This is a genomic window from Rhizobium sp. CG5 (assembly GCF_023701945.1).
In the GTDB taxonomy this organism is placed as follows: Bacteria; Pseudomonadota; Alphaproteobacteria; order Rhizobiales; family Rhizobiaceae; genus Allorhizobium.
The window spans coordinates 1-23,102 of sequence record NZ_JABAEF010000002.1 but is presented as its reverse complement, the minus strand read 5'-3'; the positions used below and the strand labels follow the sequence as shown (position 1 = coordinate 23,102).

General features: G+C 62.1%; 25 protein-coding genes. 21 read left to right on the top strand and 4 right to left on the bottom strand.

Features of this window, described 5'->3' with window-relative positions:
• Positions 1-83: 83 nt before the first annotated feature.
• Both HGO38_RS03455 and rsmI read right to left on the bottom strand, forming a co-directional pair.
• A complete protein-coding gene (locus HGO38_RS03455) occupies positions 84-482 on the bottom strand; it encodes a YraN family protein (protein ID WP_502941490.1) in 399 nt (132 codons plus the stop codon).
• Complete coding sequence (rsmI, locus tag HGO38_RS03450; protein ID WP_250954541.1) at positions 479-1,402, bottom strand: 16S rRNA (cytidine(1402)-2'-O)-methyltransferase; 924 nt, start codon at positions 1,400-1,402, stop codon at positions 479-481. The genes HGO38_RS03455 and rsmI overlap by 4 nt, the downstream gene beginning before the upstream one ends.
• A 244-nt stretch (positions 1,403-1,646) precedes the next feature.
• On the opposite strand from rsmI, the gene dnaN reads away from it, so the two are divergent.
• The 4 genes from dnaN to pyrF all read left to right on the top strand — a co-directional run bounded on the left by dnaN (position 1,647) and on the right by pyrF (position 4,860).
• Positions 1,647-2,765, top strand: a complete 1,119-nt coding sequence (dnaN, locus tag HGO38_RS03445; RefSeq protein ID WP_250954540.1) for a DNA polymerase III subunit beta — start codon at positions 1,647-1,649, stop codon at positions 2,763-2,765.
• A 198-nt stretch (positions 2,766-2,963) separates the two neighbouring features.
• Positions 2,964-3,557 carry a phospholipid N-methyltransferase PmtA gene (gene pmtA / locus HGO38_RS03440; protein ID WP_250954539.1) on the top strand — a complete coding sequence of 198 codons (594 nt, stop codon included), beginning with the start codon at positions 2,964-2,966 and terminating at the stop codon, positions 3,555-3,557.
• Between the two features lie 17 nt (positions 3,558-3,574).
• Entirely contained in the window at positions 3,575-4,165 is a 591-nt protein-coding gene (locus tag HGO38_RS03435) for a histidine phosphatase family protein (protein WP_250954538.1), read from the top strand.
• The gene (pyrF, locus tag HGO38_RS03430; protein ID WP_250954537.1) at positions 4,162-4,860 is read left to right on the top strand and encodes an orotidine-5'-phosphate decarboxylase; all 699 of its coding nucleotides are present in this window, start codon (positions 4,162-4,164) and stop codon (positions 4,858-4,860) included. Before HGO38_RS03435 ends, pyrF begins: the two co-directional genes overlap by 4 nt.
• Before the next feature lie 16 nt (positions 4,861-4,876).
• Here pyrF and HGO38_RS03425 read toward each other — a convergent pair whose 3' ends face one another.
• The gene (locus HGO38_RS03425) at positions 4,877-5,905 is read right to left on the bottom strand and encodes a NosD domain-containing protein (protein WP_250954536.1); all 1,029 of its coding nucleotides are present in this window, start codon (positions 5,903-5,905) and stop codon (positions 4,877-4,879) included.
• Between the two features lie 168 nt (positions 5,906-6,073).
• Between HGO38_RS03425 and HGO38_RS03420 the strand changes: the two genes are divergently transcribed.
• From HGO38_RS03420 to HGO38_RS03410, 3 genes are all read left to right on the top strand, one after another.
• Positions 6,074-6,361 carry a DUF1330 domain-containing protein gene (locus HGO38_RS03420; RefSeq protein ID WP_250954535.1) on the top strand — a complete coding sequence of 96 codons (288 nt, stop codon included), beginning with the start codon at positions 6,074-6,076 and terminating at the stop codon, positions 6,359-6,361.
• A gap of 114 nt (positions 6,362-6,475) precedes the next feature.
• Positions 6,476-7,456, top strand: a complete 981-nt coding sequence (locus HGO38_RS03415; protein WP_250954534.1) for a complex I NDUFA9 subunit family protein — start codon at positions 6,476-6,478, stop codon at positions 7,454-7,456.
• Positions 7,457-7,644: 188 nt separating this feature from the next.
• Positions 7,645-7,809, top strand: a complete 165-nt coding sequence (locus HGO38_RS03410; protein ID WP_250954533.1) for a hypothetical protein — start codon at positions 7,645-7,647, stop codon at positions 7,807-7,809.
• Positions 7,810-7,861: 52 nt separating this feature from the next.
• Here the strand turns inward: HGO38_RS03410 and HGO38_RS03405 are convergent, their stop codons facing one another.
• Entirely contained in the window at positions 7,862-8,668 is an 807-nt protein-coding gene (locus tag HGO38_RS03405) for an undecaprenyl-diphosphate phosphatase (RefSeq protein WP_250954532.1), read from the bottom strand.
• Positions 8,669-8,821: 153 nt separating this feature from the next.
• Between HGO38_RS03405 and HGO38_RS03400 the strand changes: the two genes are divergently transcribed.
• The 14 genes from HGO38_RS03400 to HGO38_RS03335 all read left to right on the top strand — a co-directional run.
• Positions 8,822-9,514 (top strand): glutathione S-transferase family protein, encoded by a 693-nt coding sequence (locus tag HGO38_RS03400; protein WP_250954531.1) that lies wholly within the window; start codon positions 8,822-8,824, stop codon positions 9,512-9,514.
• A 12-nt stretch (positions 9,515-9,526) separates the two neighbouring features.
• Positions 9,527-10,693 (top strand): tRNA epoxyqueuosine(34) reductase QueG, encoded by a 1,167-nt coding sequence (gene queG, locus HGO38_RS03395; protein ID WP_250954530.1) that lies wholly within the window; start codon positions 9,527-9,529, stop codon positions 10,691-10,693.
• Positions 10,684-11,574: an NAD-dependent epimerase/dehydratase family protein gene (locus HGO38_RS03390; RefSeq protein WP_250954529.1), complete on the top strand. Its 891-nt coding sequence runs from the start codon at positions 10,684-10,686 to the stop codon at positions 11,572-11,574. The genes queG and HGO38_RS03390 overlap by 10 nt, the downstream gene beginning before the upstream one ends.
• A gap of 351 nt (positions 11,575-11,925) precedes the next feature.
• Positions 11,926-12,258: a septal ring lytic transglycosylase RlpA family protein gene (locus tag HGO38_RS03385; protein ID WP_250954971.1), complete on the top strand. Its 333-nt coding sequence runs from the start codon at positions 11,926-11,928 to the stop codon at positions 12,256-12,258.
• Between the two features lie 101 nt (positions 12,259-12,359).
• On the top strand, positions 12,360-13,649 hold the full coding sequence (locus HGO38_RS03380; RefSeq protein WP_250954528.1) for an RsmB/NOP family class I SAM-dependent RNA methyltransferase: 1,290 nt from the start codon (positions 12,360-12,362) through the stop codon (positions 13,647-13,649).
• Positions 13,650-13,803: 154 nt separating this feature from the next.
• Positions 13,804-15,084 (top strand): imelysin family protein, encoded by a 1,281-nt coding sequence (locus tag HGO38_RS03375; protein ID WP_250954527.1) that lies wholly within the window; start codon positions 13,804-13,806, stop codon positions 15,082-15,084.
• Positions 15,085-15,126: 42 nt separating this feature from the next.
• Positions 15,127-16,662, top strand: a complete 1,536-nt coding sequence (locus tag HGO38_RS03370) for a di-heme oxidoreductase family protein (protein WP_502941489.1) — start codon at positions 15,127-15,129, stop codon at positions 16,660-16,662.
• On the top strand, positions 16,662-17,762 hold the full coding sequence (locus tag HGO38_RS03365; RefSeq protein ID WP_250954526.1) for an imelysin family protein: 1,101 nt from the start codon (positions 16,662-16,664) through the stop codon (positions 17,760-17,762). Before HGO38_RS03370 ends, HGO38_RS03365 begins: the two co-directional genes overlap by 1 nt.
• 4 nt (positions 17,763-17,766) lie before the next feature.
• On the top strand, positions 17,767-18,855 hold the full coding sequence (locus HGO38_RS03360) for a DUF1513 domain-containing protein (RefSeq protein WP_250954525.1): 1,089 nt from the start codon (positions 17,767-17,769) through the stop codon (positions 18,853-18,855).
• A gap of 40 nt (positions 18,856-18,895) precedes the next feature.
• Positions 18,896-19,348 carry a TspO/MBR family protein gene (locus HGO38_RS03355; protein ID WP_250954524.1) on the top strand — a complete coding sequence of 151 codons (453 nt, stop codon included), beginning with the start codon at positions 18,896-18,898 and terminating at the stop codon, positions 19,346-19,348.
• 70 nt (positions 19,349-19,418) lie between these two features.
• Positions 19,419-19,868: a PaaI family thioesterase gene (locus tag HGO38_RS03350; RefSeq protein WP_250954523.1), complete on the top strand. Its 450-nt coding sequence runs from the start codon at positions 19,419-19,421 to the stop codon at positions 19,866-19,868.
• Entirely contained in the window at positions 19,865-20,503 is a 639-nt protein-coding gene (locus tag HGO38_RS03345; RefSeq protein ID WP_250954522.1) for a 5'-methylthioadenosine/S-adenosylhomocysteine nucleosidase, read from the top strand. The genes HGO38_RS03350 and HGO38_RS03345 overlap by 4 nt, the downstream gene beginning before the upstream one ends.
• An 84-nt stretch (positions 20,504-20,587) precedes the next feature.
• A complete protein-coding gene (gene guaA, locus HGO38_RS03340) occupies positions 20,588-22,150 on the top strand; it encodes a glutamine-hydrolyzing GMP synthase (RefSeq protein ID WP_250954521.1) in 1,563 nt (520 codons plus the stop codon).
• A 294-nt stretch (positions 22,151-22,444) separates the two neighbouring features.
• Positions 22,445-23,102, top strand: a 658-nt coding sequence (locus HGO38_RS03335) for a tyrosine-type recombinase/integrase (protein WP_250954520.1), incomplete at its 3' end; no start/stop codon positions are given.

Genomic DNA, 23,102 nt, shown 5'->3' with positions numbered 1-23,102 from the left:
TTGAACCTTTCGTGACAGACAGATTACAATTCATAACGCTTTGAGAAGGCTTGCTTTGAAAAAGCGCGGCGGAGCCGGATGCTCTAAAAAGCGTCCTTGAAATGCTGCGGCCAGCGGCCCGGTTGGACCGCGACGATATCGTATCTGAGCGACAGGCGATGGGCGTCTTTCTGGCGCGACAGCCAGAGATCGCCGGCCGAGCGGATCCTCGCCTGCGCGGTATAGCTCACCGCATCGACGGCCTCGCGCTCTAAGCGGCGCGCCTTGACCTCGACGAAGACGGCCAGATCTCCTTTGCGGGCGATGATGTCGATTTCGCCAAGGCCGGTGCGGTAGCGCAGCGCGACAATGCGATAGCCCTTCAGCAGCAGGTAGAGAGCCGCCCAATATTCCGACATCCGGCCGCGGCGTTCGGCCTTGCGCCGATCGGCATTCGGCATGCGGGCCGACGGCTTGCTGTCGCTCGGCGGCGGAGGTTTCATCCCTCGTCCTTCAGCTCCAGCAGGCGCTGGTAGAGGTCCTTGCGCGGCAGGCCGGTGCGCCTGGCGGCCTCGGTGGCGGCCTTGGCCATCGGCAGGGCGGCGGCAAGCGCTAGCAGGACGGTATCGACATCGCCCTGGCTCGGCGCCTCTGGGGCGGCCGGCGGACCGACCACCAGCACGATCTCGCCCTTGACGACACGGTCGTCAGAATAATAGTCGGCCAGTTCGCGCAATCCGCCGCGGCGGAATTCCTCAAACGTCTTGGTCAGCTCGCGGCAGACGCTGGCCGGACGGTGATCGCCCAGCACATCGGCAGCAGCCGCCAGTGTCGCGCCGATGCGATGCGGCGATTCAAAGAACATCAGGGTCGCCGGGACCGCCTGCAATTGCGCCAGCCGATCCCGTTTGGCCTTGTCCTTGGTGGGCAGGAAGCCGGCAAAGAAGAAGGCGTCGCTCGGCAGGCCGGAGCCGACAAGGGCTGCCAGCGGCGCCGAGGCGCCGGGAATGGGCACGACGCGATAGCCGGCTTCGATCGCCAGCTGGCCTAAGCGATAGCCCGGATCGGAGACCAGCGGCGTGCCGGCATCCGACACCAGAGCGACGGACCGACCTTGCGAAAGCGCCTCGATCAGCTTGGGGCCGACCGTGGTGGCATTGTGCTCGTGATAGGCATAGGGCCGGTTGTCGATGCCGTAGCGATCGAGCAGGACACGGGTGACGCGGGTATCCTCGCAGGCCAGCACATCGGCACCGGCCAGGGTTTCCAGCGCCCGAAGCGTGATATCACCAAGATTGCCGATCGGCGTTGCGACCAGATAGAGCGCGGTCTCGAGCGGTCGTGCCACCACCGGCTGGTCGTTCAGCCGGTAGCTGCGCGGCACCGGATCGGTCTTTTTCGGTGTTTCGGTGACTTTATCCAAGGGGACGCTCTCCTGACTGCGTCTCTTTATGGTTCACCGCATCGCCGGGGGCAAGGGCGGCGCAATTTATGCGCAGCGCAGCACAATCCCGCAAAAGGATGCGGCTTGCGCCCGCCAAGCCCTTGCTTTTTGTTTCGGTTTGCTGCCATTTTGCCCGTCCCAAATGTCCGGCCAATGTTATGGCTCGGAAGGAGAATAGCCCGACCCGTGCCACGGGTCGCAAAGGTCGAAAGCGGCAGCGTCCATGCGTATTACTCTTGAACGGTCCAATCTTCTGAAGTCCCTCAATCACGTGCACCGGGTGGTCGAGCGTCGCAACACGATCCCGATCCTCTCCAACGTGCTGTTGCGGGCCGAAGGGGCCAGCCTTGCGATGAAGGCGACCGACCTCGACCTTGAAATCACCGAAGCGACGCCCGCCAATGTCGAGCAGGCCGGCGCGACGACCGTTCCGGCCCATCTGCTCTACGAAATCGTCCGCAAACTGCCGGACGGCGCCGAAGTGATGCTGGCGGTTACTCCGGACGGTGCGGCCATGACGGTTGCCTCGGGCCGCTCGAAATTCTCGCTGCAGTGCCTGTCGGAAACGGATTTCCCGGACCTGACCGCCGGCAGCTTCAGCCATTCCTTCCGCCTGAAGGCCACCGACCTGAAGATGCTGATCGATCGCACCCAGTTTGCGATCTCGACGGAAGAGACCCGCTACTACCTGAACGGCATCTATCTGCACACGATCGAGGACAATGGTGCGCTGAAACTGCGTGCCGTGGCGACCGACGGTCACCGGCTGGCGCGCGCCGATGTCGAGGCTCCGTCCGGATCCGAAGGCATGCCGGGCATCATCATCCCCCGCAAGACGGTCGGCGAATTGCAGAAGCTGGTCGACAATCCCGACATGGTGGTCACTGTCGAGGTGTCCGACGCCAAGATCCGCATGACGATCGGCTCGATCGTCCTGACATCGAAGCTGATCGACGGGACGTTCCCCGATTACCAGCGGGTTATCCCGACCGGTAATGACAAGGAAATGCGGGTCGACTGCCAGTCCTTCGCCCGCGCGGTCGATCGTGTCTCGACGATTTCTTCGGAACGCGGCCGGGCCGTGAAGCTGGCGATTTCGGATGGTCACCTGACACTCACCGTCAACAACCCGGATTCCGGCAGTGCGACGGAAGAAGTGGCGGTCGGCTACGAGAACGACGCGATGGAAATCGGCTTCAACGCCAAGTATCTGCTCGACATTACCGCGCAGCTTTCGGGCGATGATGCAATCTTCCTGCTGGCCGATGCCGGATCGCCGACCCTGATCCGCGAGACCTCCGGCGATGACGCGCTCTACGTGCTGATGCCGATGCGGGTCTAGCCCGCAAAGGCTCCCCTGGTGCGGATGGAGGGCAAAAGGCTCGACCTTCATCCGCATTGCCCAATATTGCCGAATACGGGCCTCTGTGTCGAAACTTTTGTCGCAAACGGCATTTTGCCTTGTTTTTGCGGCAAAATTCGACAACATGATCGGACGCAAATGATATGCGTCTACGACCTCGTGTGGAGATGACGGGCAATGGTTTTTCGCCTGAAACAGCGTTTCGAAAAGAAGTTCGACGACGAGATCCGGTTTTTCAAGGGCATGATGGACGGCCCCAAAACCGTTGGTTCGATCATCCCCACATCCTCCGTCACGGCGCGCAAGATGGCGAGCGTCATCGACCTCAGCTCTGGCCTGCCCGTCCTGGAGCTTGGGCCGGGCACAGGCGCCATCACCAAGGCCATCCTGGCGCGTGGCCTGCCGCCGGAACGTCTGGTGGCCGTCGAGTACTCCACCGACTTCTACCAGCATCTGCAGCGGACCTATCCGGGCGTTCAACTGATCAATGGCGATGCGTTCGACATTGAAAAGACCCTCGGCGACCTCAAAGACCTGACATTCGACTGCGTGATTTCAGCCGTTCCACTGCTGAATTTCCGTATGGAGGAGCGCATCAGCCTGCTTGAGTCCCTGCTCGACCGCCTGCCGGCCGGTCGACCGGTCATGCAGATCTCGTACGGCGCGGTTTCGCCGATCATTGCGCAACCGCATCGCTATCACATCCAGCATTTCGATTTCATCGTGCGCAATATCCCACCGGCGCAGCTCTGGACGTATAGCCGCGGCTAGAAACCTCGAGATCGGCGATGTTCGCTGTCTACATCACGCATCCGCAGGTGAAGATCGACGCAACCGTTCCCGTTCCGCAATGGGGACTGTCGGATCTCGGCGCGGCGCGGACCCGCAAAGCCGCAGGGGCGGACTGGGTTCGCCAGCTCAAGCGCATCGTTTCCAGCGCCGAGGTCAAGGCGATCGAGACATCGGCCATTCTGGCCGAGGGCGCCGGTATCGGCTTCGAGACCGTCGAGATTCTGCATGAGAACGACCGTTCGGCGACCGGATTCCTGCCGCCGCCGGAATTCGAGAAGGCCGCGGACTGGTTCTTTGCTCATCCCGAACAGAGCTATCAGGGATGGGAGAGGGCGATCGATGCGCAAGCCCGCATTGTCATCGCCGTCGAGGCCATCCTTACCGATCACGACCCGACCGGAGCGATCGCATTTGTCGGCCATGGCGGGGTCGGCACGCTGCTCAAATGCCATCTCGAAGGTCGGCCGATCGCCCGTTCTGGGGACCAAGCCCCTGGCGGCGGAAATCTCTTCGCCTTCGATCTTGCGAGGCGCGCCGTCTCGTGCGACTGGACGCCCATCGAAGACTGGCAAGGATTTGCAGCATGAGCGCACGGGACAAACTCATTGTCGGATTGGACGTTCCGACTGTTGGCGAGGCGGAAGCGATCGTCCGGATGCTGGGCGACGATATCCTGGTCTACAAGATCGGTTATCAGCTGGCCTTTGCCGGCGGCCTGGAATTTGCCCGCGATCTGGCCGCCGATGGCAAGAAGATCTTCCTCGACATGAAGCTGCTCGACATCGACAACACGGTGGCATCCGGGGTCGAGAACATCGTCAAGATGGGCATGTCCATGCTGACGCTGCATGCCTATCCGAAAGCCATGCGCGCCGCGGTGTCCGCTGCCAAAGGCTCCGGTCTCTGCCTGCTCGGCGTGACCGTACTGACCTCGATGGACGAGCAGGACGTGATCGACGCCGGCTACGAATACGATCCGCATACGCTGGTGCTGCGCCGGGCCGAACAGGCGCTGGCAGCCGGTATGGGCGGCATCGTCTGCTCGGCGGAGGAATCGGCCGCCGTGCGCAAAATCATCGGCCCCGACATGGCCCTGGTGACACCCGGCATTCGTCCCGCCGGCGCGGACAAGGGCGACCAGAAGCGGGTGATGACACCGACCGATGCCATCAAGGCCGGCTCCAGCCATCTGGTCGTCGGACGGCCGATCGTCAAGGCAGCCGATCCCAAGCTCGCCGCCCGGCAGATCCTCGATGAGATGACGGCGGCGCTCGGCGGCTGAGCCGGCGGCCTTCCGGTCACTTGTTGCCGACGATCCGGTTGGTGTCGTCGAAATTGACGATGCGCAGCGACCACGGCCCTTCGAACCGGTTGTTGCGTACGATGTTGTGTTTGGCCTGATCGCTGGAATCAAGACTGCTGCCGAACGGATATTTGGGATCGGTGCTGCAGAAGATCTTGCCGATATCCCGCTGGTTCAACCAGATCGCCGGACGGGCCGTCAGGGCTTCCTTATAGATGAAGCGATTGCCGCTGATCTCGTTATATTGCGGCTTCTGGTGGCGGATCGTGCCGCCCTCGCCGCAATTGCGATAGACATAGATTCCGCCGTTCTCAGGATCGCGGAACGTATTGTTGGCAATGACGTTTCGCGCCGACCCGTCGACGGCGATGAGTTCGCGGCCAACCGATTTCATTGCGAATGTATTTCCGGAGATATCGTTGCTGGCCGATTCCGCGTCGAGATAGATTGCCGTCTTCGCGGTCTTTCCGAGAAAGCGGGAATTACGGAGCGTCGTTCGTGTGACGCCGGGACCGAAATAGAGCGGGATGCCGCCTGTCGCCTGAAATTTGAGCCTGTCGAGAACGATCCCTGATGGTGCAGCATTCTGCGCATTCCGGGTGTGATCCCTGGTCAGCGACGACCGGCGCACGGCCTCCGCTTCGCCATTCGGCCCCAATCCGATCAGCCGCAGGCTGCCGACGATGGTGCAATTGCGGATGGTGATATCGCTAGGAGCGCTCCAGATCCGGTCCTCGCCCCTGCCCTTCGGCACGGAGCGGATGGCAATCGTCGGGGCTCGCGGTGTCGATTTCAGGTCCGCCGTGCCGATGGTGGCGCCGTGGCAGTCGAGCATGCTGCCGGAGGCCTGCTCGCCAGCAAAGACGATCTTTCGGGCAATCACGTCGGACGGATCGAGGTCCAGATCACAGGTGACCCGAACCGCCTCCGGCATCTGGCCCGCCGGTGCTCTGAGGCTTTGATAGATCTCGGGACCACAGGGGGCTGCCTCTGCCCGGCCAGACAGCGATGCCCAGACAGCCATGAATGCAAGTGCTGCAAGAACAAGGGCTGACGGGCGACAGACGGATAGGGATCGGTTGTTCATGACCTGCACTGTGCTGTTTCCTCTTCGGCCCGCCCTGGCGACCTTGACCGGCTGGCGAAATTACCGGATGACCGTGGCAGCTTCAATCCGACAGGAGGTGTTTTGATGGCGAAGGGCTACTGGATTGCACGGGTCGATGTTCGCGATGCCGAACGCTACAAGGATTATGTAACGGCGGCCAAGCCCGCCTTTGAAAAATACGGCGCCAATTTCCTCGCCCGCGGCGGCAATTTCACAGCACTTGAAGGCCAGGTGCGCGGCCGCAATGTGGTCATCGAGTTTCCCTCGCTGCAGGCCGCCGTCGATTGCTACAATTCGCCGGAATACCAGATCGCCGCCAAAATCCGCCAGGAAGTGGCCGATGCCGAAATGGTGGTTGTGGAAGGCGTGTGAACCCGGCGCTCAACCCATCGGCTGCGGCGTGATTGCACTTCACCTTGAGGGGCAATTCAGCTAAGAGACAGCAAGCTAGATGCCATCCGCCATTCCTATCTCCGGGAGCCTGCCATGACCTTGTCCAATATTCCTCCGCTCGTCACCGTGTTCGGAGGGTCTGGCTTCGTCGGGCGCCATGTGGTGCGGGCTTTGGCAAAACGCGGCTTTCGCATCCGGGTGGCCGTCCGGCGGCCCGATCTTGCTGGTTTCCTGCTGCCGCTGGGCAATCTCGGCCAGATTTCGCTGGTGCAGGCCAACCTGCGCTACCGGGCATCGGTCGACAAGGCTGTCGAAGGCGCCAGCCATGTCGTCAACTGCGTCGGCATCCTGTTTGAAAGCGGCCGCAACAATTTTGATTCCGTGCAGGATTTTGGCGCGCGCGCTGTCGCTGAAGCGGCCCGCTCGGCCGGCGCCACGCTCACCCATGTTTCCGCAATCGGCGCCAATGCCAAGTCCGCTTCGCTTTATGCCGCCAGCAAGGGTCACGCCGAAGAAGCTATCGCCAAGATCAAGCCGGATGCGATCATTCTGCGTCCGTCGATCGTCTTCGGCCCCGAAGACGGCTTCTTCAACAAATTCGCCGGCATGGCCCGCACCATGCCATTTCTGCCGTTGATCGGTGGCGGCAAGACCCGGTTCCAGCCGGTTTATGTCGAAGATGTTGCCGAGGCGGTCGCCTTGTCCGTCGACGGCAAGCTTGTGCCCGGCAAGACCTATGAACTGGGCGGCGCCGAAACGCTGACATTCCGCGACTGTCTCGAGACCATGCTGGAGATCACCGGCCGCAAGAACACGCTGGTCAGCCTGCCCTTCGGCATCGCATCGCTGATCGGCAAGATCGCCTCGCTCATCCCGTTCGTGGCGCCGCCGTTGACCAGCGACCAGGTGACCTTGCTGAAGAGCGACAACGTGGTTTCGGATGCAGCCCGGTCTGAGGGACGCACGCTGGAAGGCATGGGGATCACGCCGACGAAGCTGCGCTCGGTCCTGCCCTCCTACATGGTCCACTACCGGCCGCAGGGCCAGTTTACCGGCACCGGCAAGGCCGCCTGATCCAGCATCACGATCGTAGATCTGTGCCAGCGTTGCACAAAAGACGCGGCGCATAATTCCTGACGTTAACCGCGGGTTTAGCAAGATCTACTATTGATGTTTTTATCACTGGTGTTAAAGACTGCGGGCGTTCCCTGCGCCGTGCCGCGCGTGTGAACGCCATACCATTTCTTGAGGGGCTACGGTTCATGGGCAAGTCTATCGCACTGTTTTTCGCGTGTGCGGCACTGGTGATTTTGGCAGGTTCGTTCATGGCGCCGACCACGGTTGCCGCTCGCAAGGGCAATTGCGCTCCGGCCTATGGCGTCGACCCTTGCAGCACCAGCTCGATCGGCGCCGTCGCGAAACAATAATGTTTTTTCAGCCATCCGGCCCGCCGTTGTGCGGACCGGATGGGCTGTCGCCTTACCCGAACAGGGCGAGGCCGATCAGACCGGCGGTTCCCACCAGAATACGCCACCAGGCGAAAGGCGCATAGCCTCGCCGCGAGACGAAATCCAGCAAAGACCGCACCACCAGCAGCGCTGAGAGGAAGGCTGCAATGAAGCCGATGGCGATGATCGCACTGTCATCGAAGCTCAGCGCATCGCGGTTCTTGTAGAGGTCGAGCGCGAAAGCGCCGGCCATGGTGGGCATGGCCAGGAAAAACGAGAACTCCGCCGCAGACCGCTTGTCGGTACCAAGCAGCAGGGCGCCGACGATCGTGGCGCCTGAGCGCGATGTTCCGGGGATCATCGCAACACACTGGCAAAGACCGATCTTCAGGGCGAGCGACGGGGGATAGTCCATGACGTCGGTGTATTTCGGCGTCAGCTTCAATCTGTCGATCCACAGCAGAACGAGCCCGCCGGCGATCAGTACGACACAGATCAGCGCCGGCGTTTCAAACAGAACGGTCTTGATAAAATCGTGGGCGAGCGCCCCGATGATGGCGGCCGGCAGGAAGGCCAGCAGGATCGCCACCACGAAGCGGCGGCTGCGGGCATCCGTCGGCAAGGACAGGGCAATGCCCAGAAGCTTTTGGAAATAGACCGTCAGGATGGCGAGGATTGCCCCGAGCTGGATCAGCACGGCAAAGGTGTTTCCGGGTGATTTGAAGCCGAGGAAATGTCCGGCCAGCAGAACGTGGGCCGTCGAGGAAACGGGGATGAATTCCGTCAATCCCTCGATCAGGCCAAGGAAAAGCGCGCTGAGAATCGATTGATCGTCCATGGATAGTCCTTTTCAAGCGTGGGGAATGGCGAGTGATTCGCTTGTATTGAAGGGGCCAAGCACCTATAGCTTGGATGCTGGCACCGTGACCAGTCGCATGTGCCTTTGGCCTGCGACACGAGGCTATCCCAAGATCACAGAATTCGAGTAGCAATGCCCACGTTGTATCACCACCCCATGTCGACCGCGTCCCGCTTTATCAGGCTCATCCTGTCCGAATACGGATTCCAGGTCGACCTCGTGGAGGAACAGACATGGGAAAAGCGCCGGGATTTCCTGACGCTCAACCCGGCCGGCACCCTGCCCGTCTATGTCGATGACAATATGCGCACCCTGTGCGGCGCGACGGTGATCTCCGAATTTCTCGACGAGACCCACGGCGTCCTGAAGCGCGACCGCCGGCTTCTGGCGGAAGATCCGTTCCAGCGCGCCGAGATCCGCCGACTGATCGACTGGTTCCTGCAGAAGATGGAGCAGGATGTGACGCGGCCCTTGGTGCGCGAGCGTATCCACAAGCTGCAGATCCCCAACGGGCTTGGCGGCGGAGCACCGGATTCGAAGATCCTGCGCACCGCCCGCAGCAATATCCGCCAGCACATGAAATACCTGACCTGGCTTGCCGGTTCGCGGCAATGGCTGGCCGGCGACCGGCTCAGCTATGGCGATCTTGCCGCCGCCTCGGCGATTTCGGTTCTCGACTATATGGGCGAGATCGACTGGACGGAATCGCCGATCGCCAAGGAATGGTATCAGCGCATCAAGTCACGCCCGTCGTTCCGGCCTTTGCTGGCCGAGCGGGTGCGCGGCATGACGCCGGTGTCCCACTACGCCGATCTCGATTTCTGAGGGAGCGCGGCCATGCCCGAAAAGCAGGCCGTCGATACCGCAGCGAAGCGACGCTCGAAGCTGACCGGTTTCCTCAAGCAAGAGGCAGCGAGCCTCGGCTTTGACATCTGCCGGATTACCACGCCAGATACCATTCCCGATGCAGCCGGCCACCTCGACGCCTTTCTGGCCGCCGGGCGCCATGGCACCATGGCCTGGATGGAAGAGACCCGCGACCGGCGCAGCGATCCCCGCATCCTCTGGCCGGAGGTGCGTTCGATCGTCCTGTTCGGCATGAACTACGGTCCAGACGACGATCCCCGTTCGATCCTTGCGCACCGGCAAAAGGCAGCGATTTCGGTCTATGCGCGCAATCGCGACTATCACGACCTGATCAAGGGCCGGCTGAAGGAGATCGCCACGCGCTTTGCGGCCCGCTCCGGCGAGGACGTGAAAGTGTTCGTCGACACGGCGCCGGTGATGGAAAAGCCGCTGGCGGCGGCAGCCGGGCTCGGCTGGCAGGGCAAGCATACCAATCTGGTCAGCCGCGAATTCGGCTCCTGGCTCTTCCTCGGCAGCCTGTTCACCACCGCCGATCTGGAGATAGATCAGGCCGAGCCGGACCATTGCGGGTCCTGCCGGGCCTGCCTTGACGCCTGTCCGACCGATGCCTTCCCGGCGCCTTACCAGATCGACGCGCGGCGCTGCATTTCCTATCTGACGATCGAGCACAAGGGCCTGATCGATCGGGACATCAGGCCCGCCTTCGGCAATCGGATCTATGGCTGCGACGACTGTCTGGCGGCTTGCCCATGGAACAAGTTTGCCTCCGCGGCGCGTGAAATGAAGCTGCAGGCCCGCGACGACCTGCGCGCGCCCGACATCGCCTTCCTGCTGACCCTGGACGATGCCCAGTTCCGCGCCCATTTCAGCGGCTCGCCCGTCAAGCGTATCGGCCGGGTGCGCTTCGTGCGCAATGCGCTGATTGCCGCCGGCAATTCGGGCGAAGCCGGACTGGTAGCGCCGTGCAGCGCGCTGCGGGGCGCCCCGGCGGCCGAAGTGCGCGGCATGGCCGTGGGGGCTTTGTCGCGGCTGATGGACCCGCCGGCATTTGCAGGCCTTTCAGACCATTATAAAGACGAGACAGATCCAGATGTCCGCCTCGAGTGGGCAGCGGCAGGAGATGCGGCATGCAGATGATGATTTTTGGCGCCGGCTATTCCGGCAAGGCGATTGGCGCCGAGTTTACCGCTCAAGGCTTCACCGTCGCCGGGACGACACGCTCCAAGGATAAGGCGTCGGCTCTGGCCGATGTCGGCTTGACGCCTTTCGTCTTCGACGGCGGGACGCTATCGCCTGAGCTGAGAACATCGCTTCACGATGTGACCCATCTGGTGCAGTCGATTGCGCCGGGCCAGAACGGCGACCCGCTGGTGCATCTGGCCGGCGGCGACATCCGCAGCCTGATGCCCCGCCTGCAATGGATCTGCTATCTCTCCACGGTCGGGGTCTATGGCGATCATGACGGCGCTTGGGTGGACGAGGATACGCCGTGCCGGCCGGTATCCGTGCGCTCGGTCGAGCGGGTCGAGGCGGAACAGGCCTGGCAGGCCTTGGCCGCGGCTGCCGGCCTTCCGCTGGCCATCCTGCGCCTGTCCGGCATCTACGGGCCTGGACGCAACGCCTTCGTCAACCTGTCGAACGGCACGGCGCGCCGGCTGATCAAAAAGGACCAGGTGTTCAACCGCATCCGTGTCGAGGATATCGGCGCGGCGGCGCTGTTTCTGGGCGCGCGGCTGGCGGACGGGCTCTATAATGTCACCGACAACGAGCCCTGTCCGCCGCAGGATGTGGTGACCGAAGCGGCCCGGCTGATGGGTGTTGCGCCACCGCCCGAACAGGCCTTTGAGACCGCCGAATTGTCGCCGATGGCACGCTCTTTCTATGGAGAAAACAAGCGGGTGGCGAACGCCCGACTGACGGCTCTGGGCTTCGTCTTCCGCTATCCCGATTATCGGGTTTCGCTGGCCCAAATGTGGAGCGAAAACGCCTGGAACAAAGGGCCGCCTCAAGCGTTTTAGAAGCGTTGAGCGCAAAACCGTACCCCGTTGCCATGAAATCTTCGCAGATGTGGCAGCGATTATGGCGTGTTGCGCAATTTTTTTGCGATTATTTTCGTGAACTGATGTTGCATGATCAGGCAGGAATATTTTTCCCTTTTATACCTGATTCCAAACAGATTCTTCCGAAGAACGTACACTTTGTCTCAAATGCCTGGCATCACGAATATTTCACTTGGAAACATTCCGTGATCACCATCGGCACGTTTTTGCCACTTTTCGCCGGATTTAAGCCCCCTCACGCAAATTCCATCCCGGATATGCGAATAGAGGAAACTAAACTTGGCGATCACCACCCGCTCTATTATCACCATGGCAGTTATATCGACCGTTTCCGTGATGGCTCCCCTGCAAGCATTTGCCGCTTCTTCCTGTGGCGGTGCATCGTGGTACGCCCTCTACTCGAAGACTGCTTCCGGAGAGCGCATGAACCCGTCGCTGATGACCGCGGCCCACAAGTCGCTGCGCTTCGGCACCAAGGTGAAGGTCACCAATCGCAACAACGGCAAAAGCGTCATCGTTCGCATCAACGATCGCGGCCCCTTCATCCGCGGCCGGGTTCTCGACCTGTCGAAGGCCGCCGCCCAGGACATCGGCATGGTCCGTTCCGGCCACGCCAAGGTCTGCTACGAAATCATCGGCTGATCGCCGCACGATCTTCCCCAGCCGCCTAAGGCGGCGGGACGCTTGCTCTTGAGCACTTTCGCCGTTACCACGCACACCTGAAACCTCAAGGAGTTTGACATATGCGTTTGGGCGGACGTCTGGCCGGTGCCATCGAAGTTCTGGCCGATATCGAGACACGCCGGCGGCCGGTGGCCGATGCGCTGAAGGACTGGGGCCTTGCCCACCGTTTCGCCGGCTCCGGCGACCGGGCGGCCATCGGCAATATCGTCTACGACGCCCTGCGCAGAAGACTGTCGCACGCCTACCTGATGAATGACGACAGCCCGGCGGCCCTTGGCTATGCGGTGATGTTCCGTCAGTGGGGCCAGGCGCCTGAAACGCTGGCGGCCGAGCTGGAGGGCGATCATTTCGCTCCCGTGCCGCTGTCGGAAGACCAGCTCTCGGCCTTTCAGAGCCGCAGCCTCGACGAGGCGCCGCTTCATGTCCAGGGCGATATCCCGGATTGGGTGCAACCCTCCTTCGAGGAAGCCTTCGGCGAAAGCTGGCTTGAGGAAGCCAAGGCACTTGGCGCAAGGCCAAGCCTCGACCTTCGCGTCAATACGCTGAAGGCGACCCGCGACAAGACGCTGAAAGCGCTCGACCGTTCCGGCGTGCAGCCCGCCCGGATTGCGCCGAACGGTATCCGCATCCCTGCCGGCGAAGGACCGTCGCGGCTGCCGAATGTGACGGCGGAACTGTCCTTCCAGAAGGGCTGGTTCGAAGTGCAGGACGAGGGCTCGCAGATCGTGGCCGCACTCGTCGATCCGAAGGACGGCGACCAGGTGCTGGATTTCTGCGCCGGTGGCGGCGGCAAGACCCTGGCGCTGGCGGCTGCCATGCACAACAAGGGTCAGGTGCATGCCTATGATTCCGATCGCAAGCGGCTCGCCCCGATCATCGAACGTTTGAAGCGCGCCGGCCCGCACAATGTCCAGGTCCATGACAATCCCAAGGCTCTGGTGTCGCTGGTCGGAAAGATCGACAAGGTGCTGATCGACGCACCCTGCACCGGCACCGGCACATGGCGCCGGCGTCCGGACACGAAATGGCGGCTGACCCAGCGCAATCTCGATGAGCGCATTGCGCAGCAGCAGGCCGTACTTGCCGATGCCTGCACCTATGTGCGGCCCGGCGGCGAATTGCTCTATGTCACCTGTTCCGTGCTGCCTGAGGAAAACGACCGTCAGGTCGATGCCTTTTGCGAGGCGCATCCTGAGTTTGAAATCGTCACGGCCCTTGATACCTGGGACAAGCTTTTCGGCGCCAGCAGCGCGCGGCCTCTGTCGAGGAACGGCAAGACCCTGACCCTCAGCCCCGCCAGCACCGATACGGACGGTTTCTTCTTTTGCCGGATGCGCCGCAAGGCTTGAACGGCAGTCCGGAAACCCGCCGAACTTCGCATCTTGACGGAAGCCAATTTCCGTCAAGGCAAGCGATACTGGATTGTTTGACACCAGTTTATTTTTGCTCCATGACAGGCCTGTTCGTTTCAAGGAATGGCGCCGCGGCGTCAGAGGAGAGGCAATGTCCCGGAAAACCATTATCCGCGCCGCCATGGCGCTTCTGGTTGCGTCTGCAGCCTTCACGACGGCTCCCGCTCATGCAGCGACCGATGCTGCCGCCGTCGTCAAGCACTATGCGGCGCTCGCCCAGGCAAAATACGAGGATTCGCTGGCAACCGCCAAGGATCTCGACAAGGCCATCGACGCGCTGATCGCCACGCCCAGCGACGAGACGCTGAAGGCCGCCAAGGCCGCCTGGATCAAGGCGCGCGTTCCATACCAGCAGTCGGAAGTCTACCGCTTCGGCAACGCCATCGTCGACGACTGGGAAGGCAAGGTCAATGCATGGCCGCTGGACGAAGGTCTGATCGACTATGTCGACCCGGCCTATGGCACCGAGAGCGACAGCAATGCGCTGTATGTCGCCAATGTCATTGCCAATCCCAAGCTGAAGATCGCCGGCAAGGAGATCGACGCCACCAAGATCACCCCGGAACTTTTGGGCGAAACCCTGCATGAAGCCGGCGAAGTCGAATCCAACGTGGCGACCGGCTACCACGCCATCGAATTCCTGCTGTGGGGCCAGGACCTGAACGGCACCGGCAAGGGCGCCGGCGCGCGTTCCTATACGGATTACGACACCAAGAATTGCACCAATGGCAATTGCGACCGCCGCGCCGACTATCTGAAGGCGGCCTCGTCGCTGCTGGTTGCCGATCTCCAGGAAATGGTGGCTGCCTGGCAGCCCTCCGGCGAAGCCACCAAGACGGTGGAAGCCGATCCCAAGGCCGGAATTTCCGCGATCCTGACCGGCATGGGCTCACTGTCCTACGGCGAACTGGCCGGTGAGCGCATGAAGCTCGGCGTGCTGCTGCATGATCCGGAAGAAGAGCATGATTGCTTCTCCGACAACACCCATGCCTCGCATTTCAACGATGCCGTCGGCATCGTCTCGGCCTATACCGGCGAATACACCCGCACGGACGGCACCAAGCTGACCGGCCCTTCGCTGTCGGAACTGGTGGCGGCCAAGGATGCGGCACTCGACACGGAAATGAAGGCCAAGCTCGGCAAGACGATCGACGCCATGTCGGCCATGGTCAGCAGAGCCGAAACGGTCGAGGCCTATGACCAGATGATCGGCGAAGGCAATGCCGAGGGCAATGCCACGGTGCAGGCCGCCATCGACGGGCTGATCGACCAGACCAAGACCATCGAGCGCGTCATTGCGTCGCTGGATCTCGGCACAATCGAGCTTGAAGGTTCCGACAGCCTGGATAATCCTAACGCTGTCTTCCAATGAGAAAAGGCGGGCCGTCGGACATCTCCGGCGGCCCGAGTTCTGATGAATCCCCTGTTTCCTCGTCCTGTGCGGCTGGCGCTTCTGCCGGCCCTGGTCTGCATGATGACCCTCACTGCCGCAAACGGCAGCGACGCGGCCGGTGAACGAGCGGACCTGACGCCGAAGGATCGGAGGCGGGTGGAGATGGTCACCCGGCCGGCCAGCGATTTTTCGAAGCCCGAACTTTTTGAGGTGATGCAGGGCGGCGCCGCCACCTCGACCCAACCGATCAATGCCGACGCCTTTTCCCATTTCTCGGCCAACATCACCTTTCAGGAAGAAGAGACCTTCAAGCTTGGCAATGCGCTGTTTCGAAAATTCTGGGTGTCTTCCCCTTCTTCCACGCAAGCCTCCGACGGACTTGGTCCGCTGTTCAACGCACGGGCCTGCCAGAGCTGTCACCTGAAAGACGGGCGGGGTCATCCTCCGGAAGGCGGAACCGATGCCACCTCCATGTTTCTCAGGCTGGCGCGGCCGGCGCGCACCGATGCGGAGCGTCAGGCACTCGCCGATCTGAAGGTCGTCAATTTTCCCGATCCGGTCTATGGCGCGCAATTGCAGGATCTGGCCGTGCCCGGCATGGCCGCCGAAGGGCGGATGGAAGTCACCTATACGGAGGAGCCGGTCGTGCTGGCCGGCGGCGAAACCGTCAGCCTGCGCAAGCCGCGGTATGCGGTCAGCGATCCGCAATATGGCCCGCTAGATCCCGAGACGGTGCTCTCGCCACGCATCGCCAACCCGATGCCGGGCCTCGGTCTGGTCGAGGCGATCCATGACGACGATATTCTCGCCAATGCCGACCCGGATGATCGCGATGCCGACGGCATTTCCGGCAAGGTCGCCAAGGCCCGCGACCACCGAACCGGCGACCTAAAAATCGGCCGCTTCGGCTGGAAAGCGCAGAATGCTTCGGTGCGCGACCAGAGCGCCAGCGCCTTTGCCGGCGACATCGGCATTTCCTCGCCCGATGCTCCGCGCCACTGGGGCGACTGCACGCCTGCCCAGACCAGATGCCTCGATATGCCGACCGGCGTGCAAAAACGCCTCGGCGAGACGGAAGCCCCTGACCCGGTGATGGATCTGGTCACCTTCTATTCGGAAAATCTCGCTCTGCCGCAGCGGCGCGACATCGGCGATGCCGCGGTGCTTTCCGGCAAGCAGCATTTTTACGAGATCGGCTGCATCTCCTGTCATCGGCCGAAATATGTGACGCGGCGGGATGCGGCCAACAAGGCGCATTCCTTCCAGCTGATCTGGCCCTATTCCGACTTTCTCCTGCATGATATGGGAGACGGGTTGGCGGACGGGCAGCAGGTCGGCCTGGCGGACGGGCGCGAATGGCGCACGGCACCGCTCTGGGGGATCGGCCTGACCGAAACCGTCAACGGCCACACGTTCTTCCTGCATGACGGACGGGCGCGCAATCTGACCGAAGCCATTCTCTGGCACGGCGGCGAAGCGCAAGACGCCCGCGACGCCTTTGCCGCCCTGCCCTCTGCCGATCGCCAGTCGCTGATCACATTCCTGGAGTCCCTTTGATGCGGATCTTGCCGTTTCTCGCTTCTTTCCTCGGCCTTGCCCTCAGCGTGTCCGCGCAGGATGCGACCCTGTCGCCGCCAACCCTTCACCTGGACGCCGTGCCGGCCGTGCTGGAAAAGGCCGTGGATGGCTTTATCCGCCCCGGCTATCAGCGCTTCCACCAATCGACCACGGTTTTGCAGACGACAATGAGCGCCCTGTGCGCTGCTCCTTCGCCAGAGGCGACCGAGGCCGCCGAGGCTGCGTTCCGCGATACGGTTGCGGCCTGGTCCAACATCGAGGTAGTCCGTGTCGGCCCGGTGATCGAGGGCAACCGGTTCGAGCGCATCCTGTTTTATCCCGATCGCAAGAGTACCGGTCTCAAGCAGGTGCAGGCCGCCATTGCCACCAAGGACGAGAGCGCCACCACGGTTGACGGCCTCAAAGACAAGAGCGTTGCCATGCAGGGCCTTGGGGCTCTGGAATTCGTGCTTTACGGCAGCGGAGCCGAAACGCTTGGCCAGGAGAAGGACAGCCATCGCTGCCGCTATGGTGCTGCCATTGCCGGCAATCTGGAGCGCCTGGCAAAAGAATTGACCGCGGAGTGGGACCGGCCGGGCGGCATTCAGGATGCCTGGAAGCATCCCGGTCCCGACAATCCGGAATTCAGGGACGGTCGCGAGGCGATTACCGCCTTGCTCGGCATTCTGGTACACGGTGCCGAAGCGGTGCGCGACCAGCGCATCGAGACCTTCTACAAGGGCGAAGAGAAGAACACCTTTCCGCGTCAGGCGATCTACTGGCGCTCGGGTCTGACCTTCGTCTCGGTTGCCGACAATCTGGAGGGCCTGCGCACCCTGATGCACCAGTCCGACATGGTGTCACTCCTGAATGACGACGTGCGCTCCGTGGTGGCCTCGATCGATTTCGTCGAAAAATCCCTGATCCGCGTCGCCGACAATGTCTCGCCCGATGTGGAATTGGCCGTCACCGACGCCAAGGAGCGCTCCAAGCTCGACTTCCTGCTGCTGAACGGCAAGGACCTGATCATGCGCCTCAACGACGGCTATGGCGGCGCCATCGGCCTTGGCGCCGGTTTTTCCTTTTCCGACGGGGACTGATGCCATGCCGCGCAGCGCGCTGATCGACCGGCGTGATTTCCTGAAAGCCGCCGGTGTCGGATTTCTGGCCAGCCTGACGCCGCGGTCAGGAGCTGCCCTTGAGCGGGCCGACGCCGTCTATGCCTCGGGTCTGCGCGCACCCGACGGATCCTATGGGGTGGGGCTGATCAGCGAGCGCGGCGAGATCTTGAGCCAAATCGACCTGCCAGACCGCGCCCATGGCCTGAGCTTTGACGCCGTCAGCGGCCGGGCGGTGGCCTTTGCCCGCCGGCCTGGAACCTTTGCCGTGGTCTTCGACCCGAAGGGCCGATCCGAACCGGTGATCATTGCCACGCCGGCCGGCCGGCATTTCTACGGGCATGGCCATTTCTCGCCGGACGGCCGTGTGCTCTATGCCAGCGAGAACGATTTCGACGGCAATCGTGGCATGATCGGCCTCTATGATGCGCAGGCCGGATTCCAGCGCATCGGCGAATTCGACGCCCATGGCGTCGGCACCCATGACATGTCGGTGAGCGATGACGGACAGACCCTGATCATCGCCAACGGTGGCATCGAGACCCATCCGGATTTCGGCCGAACCAAGCTCAACCTTGACCGGATGGAGCCGTCGCTGGTGCTGCTCGACGCCAAAAACGGCAGCCTCATTGAGCGGCACGGGCTGCCGGCCGAATTGCGGCAGCTGTCGACCCGTCATATCGACACCGCCGCCGATGGCCGGATCTGGTTTGCCTGCCAGTATGAAGGGCCGCGTAACGACCTGCCGCCGCTGGCCGGGTATTTCGCGAAGGGCGAGGACCTGACCTTCGTGCCGCTGCCCGACGACATGACCGCGGGCCTTGCCAACTATGTCGGGGCGATCGCCGTCAACCGGCAGGACGGCCTGGTCGGCATCACCTCGCCGAAGGGCGGACTTGCTGTGACGCTGGACGGCCGGACGGGGGCCGTGCTGGGCCAAGAGGCTGTGCCGGATGCGGCCGGCATTGCACCGGGAGCGCACGGGTTCGCGGTCTCGTCCTATGACGGCCGCTTTCTCCAAACCCGAAGCGATGTCGCCTTTGACCAGCACATCGTTCTGCTGGCAAAAGCATAAAACGCCTTGGCTTTCCGCGAAACGGCCCTACCTTGCCGGAATGCGCAATGTGATCGTCTATACCGTTTTCATCGTCCTCGTCACAGGCATGGGCCTGCTCGCGAGCATCACCAACATTCCAGGCGACTGGTATCAATCCCTGCAGAAGCCGTGGTTCAACCCGCCGGCCTGGGTTTTCGGGCCGGCCTGGACCGTGCTCTATGTGCTGATCGGCATTGCCGGGGCACGGATCTGGCTGAAAGCGCCCTCGTCCGTCGCCATGCAGATCTGGTTTGCGCAATGGGCGCTCAACCTGCTCTGGTCGCCTTCTTTTTTCGGGCTGGAAAGTCCGGCGCTGGGCCTGGCGGTCATCCTGCCGATGCTGGCCATGATCCTCGTCTTCATCGTCAAGGCCCGCCGGATCGACCAGATGGCGGCGCTGCTGTTCGTGCCCTATGCCGGCTGGGTCACCTTTGCGACCATGCTGAACGCGGCAATCTTCATGCTCAATTGATTTATCCGCGCCACCTGCTTGCCGAAGCCTGAACGGCATGCCAATTTCCCGCTGACAGAGGGAAGCAGGCATGAACGAGAGCAGTTACGGGGATTTTCACGAGCGGATTCGCCAGAGTTTTGCGCGCCAGGGTGCCATGCAGACGATCGGGGCGGAGCTGACGCGGGTCAGCCAGAGCGTCGTGGAAATCGAGTTCGCCTTCGACATGAAACTCACACAGCAGCATGGCATCCTGCATGCGGGCGTGATCTCCGCAGCCCTCGACACCGCCTGCAGCTATGCCGCCTACACGGTGATCGAACCGGAGGCATCGTTGCTGACGATCGAGTTCAAGGTCAACCTGATGTCGCCGGGCCGTGGCGAACGCTTTCTGTTTCGCGGCGAAATCACCAAGCCAGGATCCACCATCATCGTTGCCGACGGGCGCGGCTATGCGATCAGCGACGGGCCGGCAAAGCTCATTGCTTCCATGACAAGCACCATGATGGTCATACGCGGACGAGAAGGCATCAGCGGATGAAATTCGAACAGAAATCGATCTCGGGAAAATCCATCCTGTTCATCATGGCGGTGGACGCGGAATACGGCACGTTTCTACGCTCGCGCATCGCACCGCTGATCACCGGCGTCGGCCCGGTCGAGGCGGCCGTGACGGTGACCCGCACGCTGTCCAAGCTCGAAGCGGAAGACGAGCTGCCGGACCTCGTCGTGTCGCTCGGCTCGGCCGGTTCCGCCCGCCTGGCGCAGACCGAAGTCTATCAGGTCTCCTCCGTCTCCTACCGGGACATGGATGCCTCGCCGCTCGGCTTTGAAAAGGGACGCACACCGTTTCTCGACCTGCCGGCCGCGGTCGAGTTGCCGCTGCGCATTCCCGGCATTCCCGATGCGAGCCTCTCGACCGGCGCCAACATCATCTCGGGCAGCGCCTATGAGGCGATCGATGCCGACATGGTGGATATGGAAACCTTTGCGGTGCTGCGCGCCTGCCAGATGCACCGCCTGCCGCTGATCGGTCTCAGGGGTATTTCCGACGGGCAGAGCGCGCTCAACCATATCGACGACTGGAAGGAATATCTGCATGTCGTCGACCGCAAGCTGTCCTTTGCCGTCGACAATCTCTTCACCGCGCTTGAAGACGGCGTCTTCTGGTTCTGATCCTCATCCAGGGACCGGCTGAAATTATTGCATCGGTACAATTCTGAGATTGCCAGACCGGGCACATTTCATTAAAGGCTCGTCATGACCCAGACAGCTCTTCCAGACAGTGTTCTCATCATCGATTTCGGCAGCCAGGTGACGCAGCTGATCGCCCGGCGCGTTCGCGAATCCGGCGTTTATTGCGAGATCGTCCCCTTCCAGTCCGCCGAAGAGGGATATCACCGCCTGAAGCCGAAGGCGATCATCCTGTCGGGAAGCCCAGCCTCGACGCTGGAGGACGGCAGCCCGCGGGCGCCGCAGATCATCTTCGACAGCGGCGTGCCGGTGTTCGGCATCTGCTACGGCCAGCAGACCATCTGCGCGCAGCTCGGCGGCAAGGTCGAAGGCGGCCATCACCGCGAATTCGGCCGGGCCTTCCTGGAAATCGAACAGGAATGCGCGCTGTTCGAAGGGCTATGGTCCGTCGGTTCGCGCCACCAGGTGTGGATGTCCCATGGCGACCGCGTCACCGCCATCCCACCGGGCTTCAAGGTGCTGGCCACCTCGTCGAACGCGCCCTTTGCCTTCATCGCCGACGAAGCCCGCAAATATTACGCCGTGCAGTTCCATCCGGAAGTGGTGCACACGCCGGACGGCGCCAAGCTGATTGCCAATTTCGTCCACAATGTCGCCGGCATCAAGGGCGACTGGACGATGTCGGCCTATCGCGCCAAGGCCGTCCAGGCGATCCGCGACCAGGTCGGGACCAAGCGCGTCATCTGCGCACTGTCGGGCGGCGTCGATAGTTCGGTTGCAGCGCTGCTGATCCATGAAGCGGTCGGCGACCAGCTGACCTGCATTCTTGTCGACCACGGCCTGATGCGCAAGAATGAGGCGGCCGATGTGGTGGCCATGTTCCAGGAACACTACAATCTGCATCTGATCCATGTCGATGCGATCGATCGCTTCGTCGGCGAGCTGGAAGGCGTGTCCGATCCGGAAACCAAGCGCAAGATCATCGGCCGCCTGTTCATCGAGACCTTCGAGGACGAGGCCAAGAAGCTCGGCGGTGCCGATTTCCTCGGCCAGGGCACGCTCTATCCTGACGTCATCGAAAGCGTTTCGTTTAGCGGCGGCCCCTCGGTTACCATCAAATCGCACCACAATGTCGGCGGGTTGCCGGATCGCATGAACATGCAGCTCGTTGAGCCGCTGCGCGAACTGTTCAAGGACGAAGTGCGCGTTCTCGGCAAGGAACTGGGCCTGCCCGACAGCTTCATCGGCCGCCATCCCTTCCCGGGTCCCGGCCTTGCCATCCGCTGCCCCGGCGGCGTGACCCGCGAGAAGCTCGACATCCTGCGCGAAGCCGATGCCATCTATCTCGACGAAATCCGCAAGGCCGGCCTCTATGACGCCATCTGGCAGGCCTTTGCCGTGCTGCTGCCGGTGCAGACCGTCGGCGTGATGGGCGATGGCCGCACCTATGAATTCGTCTGCGCGCTGCGCGCCGTCACCTCGGTCGACGGCATGACGGCCGATTTCTACCATTACGACATGGAATTCCTCGGCCGCGCCGCCACCCGCATCATCAACGAAGTCCGCGGCATCAACCGCGTTGTGTATGATGTCACGAGCAAGCCGCCGGGCACCATCGAGTGGGAGTGATTCAGGCCCATCCGAACGCCGCCGAATTCACGCTGCACTACGACCTAACGCACTGAAAATAAAAATAAATTCTTTCTATGCCTATCGACATCTATCGGTGGGCATAGATCGCGTTCGGCGGCCTCGCTGACGGCCCCCGCCCCCATTGATCAACTGGAAAAACGAAAGTACCGTCAGGAGCAACGAGGCTCGTGACGGTACTTTTTTTGATCTAAGGCGCTGAACTAAAAGTGTTTTCGACGCCGCTAGCCTCCAGAAACCGCGTGACGGTACTTTTCCGCGAGGAGGCCCGAAATGTTGACCGATGCAGCACTCAAGTGCTTGAAACCAAAAGCCAAAATGTACAAGGTGAGCGATCGTGACGGCATGTATGTGCGCGTCGCACCGTCGGGTGCCATCTCATTCAGGCTCGACTATCGGCTCAACGGCAGGCGAGAGACCGTCTATCTCGGAAGGTATGCTCGTGACGGGATATCGCTCGCCAGGGCTCGAGAGCTATGCATCGATGCGCGCCGGGCGATCGCCGAGGGGCGGTCCCCCGCCATCGAGAAGCAGGGGGAGAAGCGACGGATCAAGGAAGCAAAGAGCTTCGGCGAATTCGGCGAGAAATGGCTGACCAATGCGACCATGGCCGACAGCACTCGCGCGATGCGTCGCTCCATCTTCGAACGCGAACTCATGCCCGTCTGGCGGAATCGTCTCCTGACAGAGATCACACCTGACGACTTGCGCGCTCACTGCGGCAAGATCGTCGAACGGGGTGCGCCCGCGACTGCCATCCACGTGAGGGATATCCTGAAGCAAATTTACGGCTTCGCCATTCTCTGTCAATCGGCACGCAAACTTGACCCGATATCGGCGTCCAATGTTGACCCCCATGTTGACGATCAGCACCTGGATCGCCCGGCGCTGGCCGGGGTTGCAGAGGGCGAACCAGGTGCGGGTGATAGGG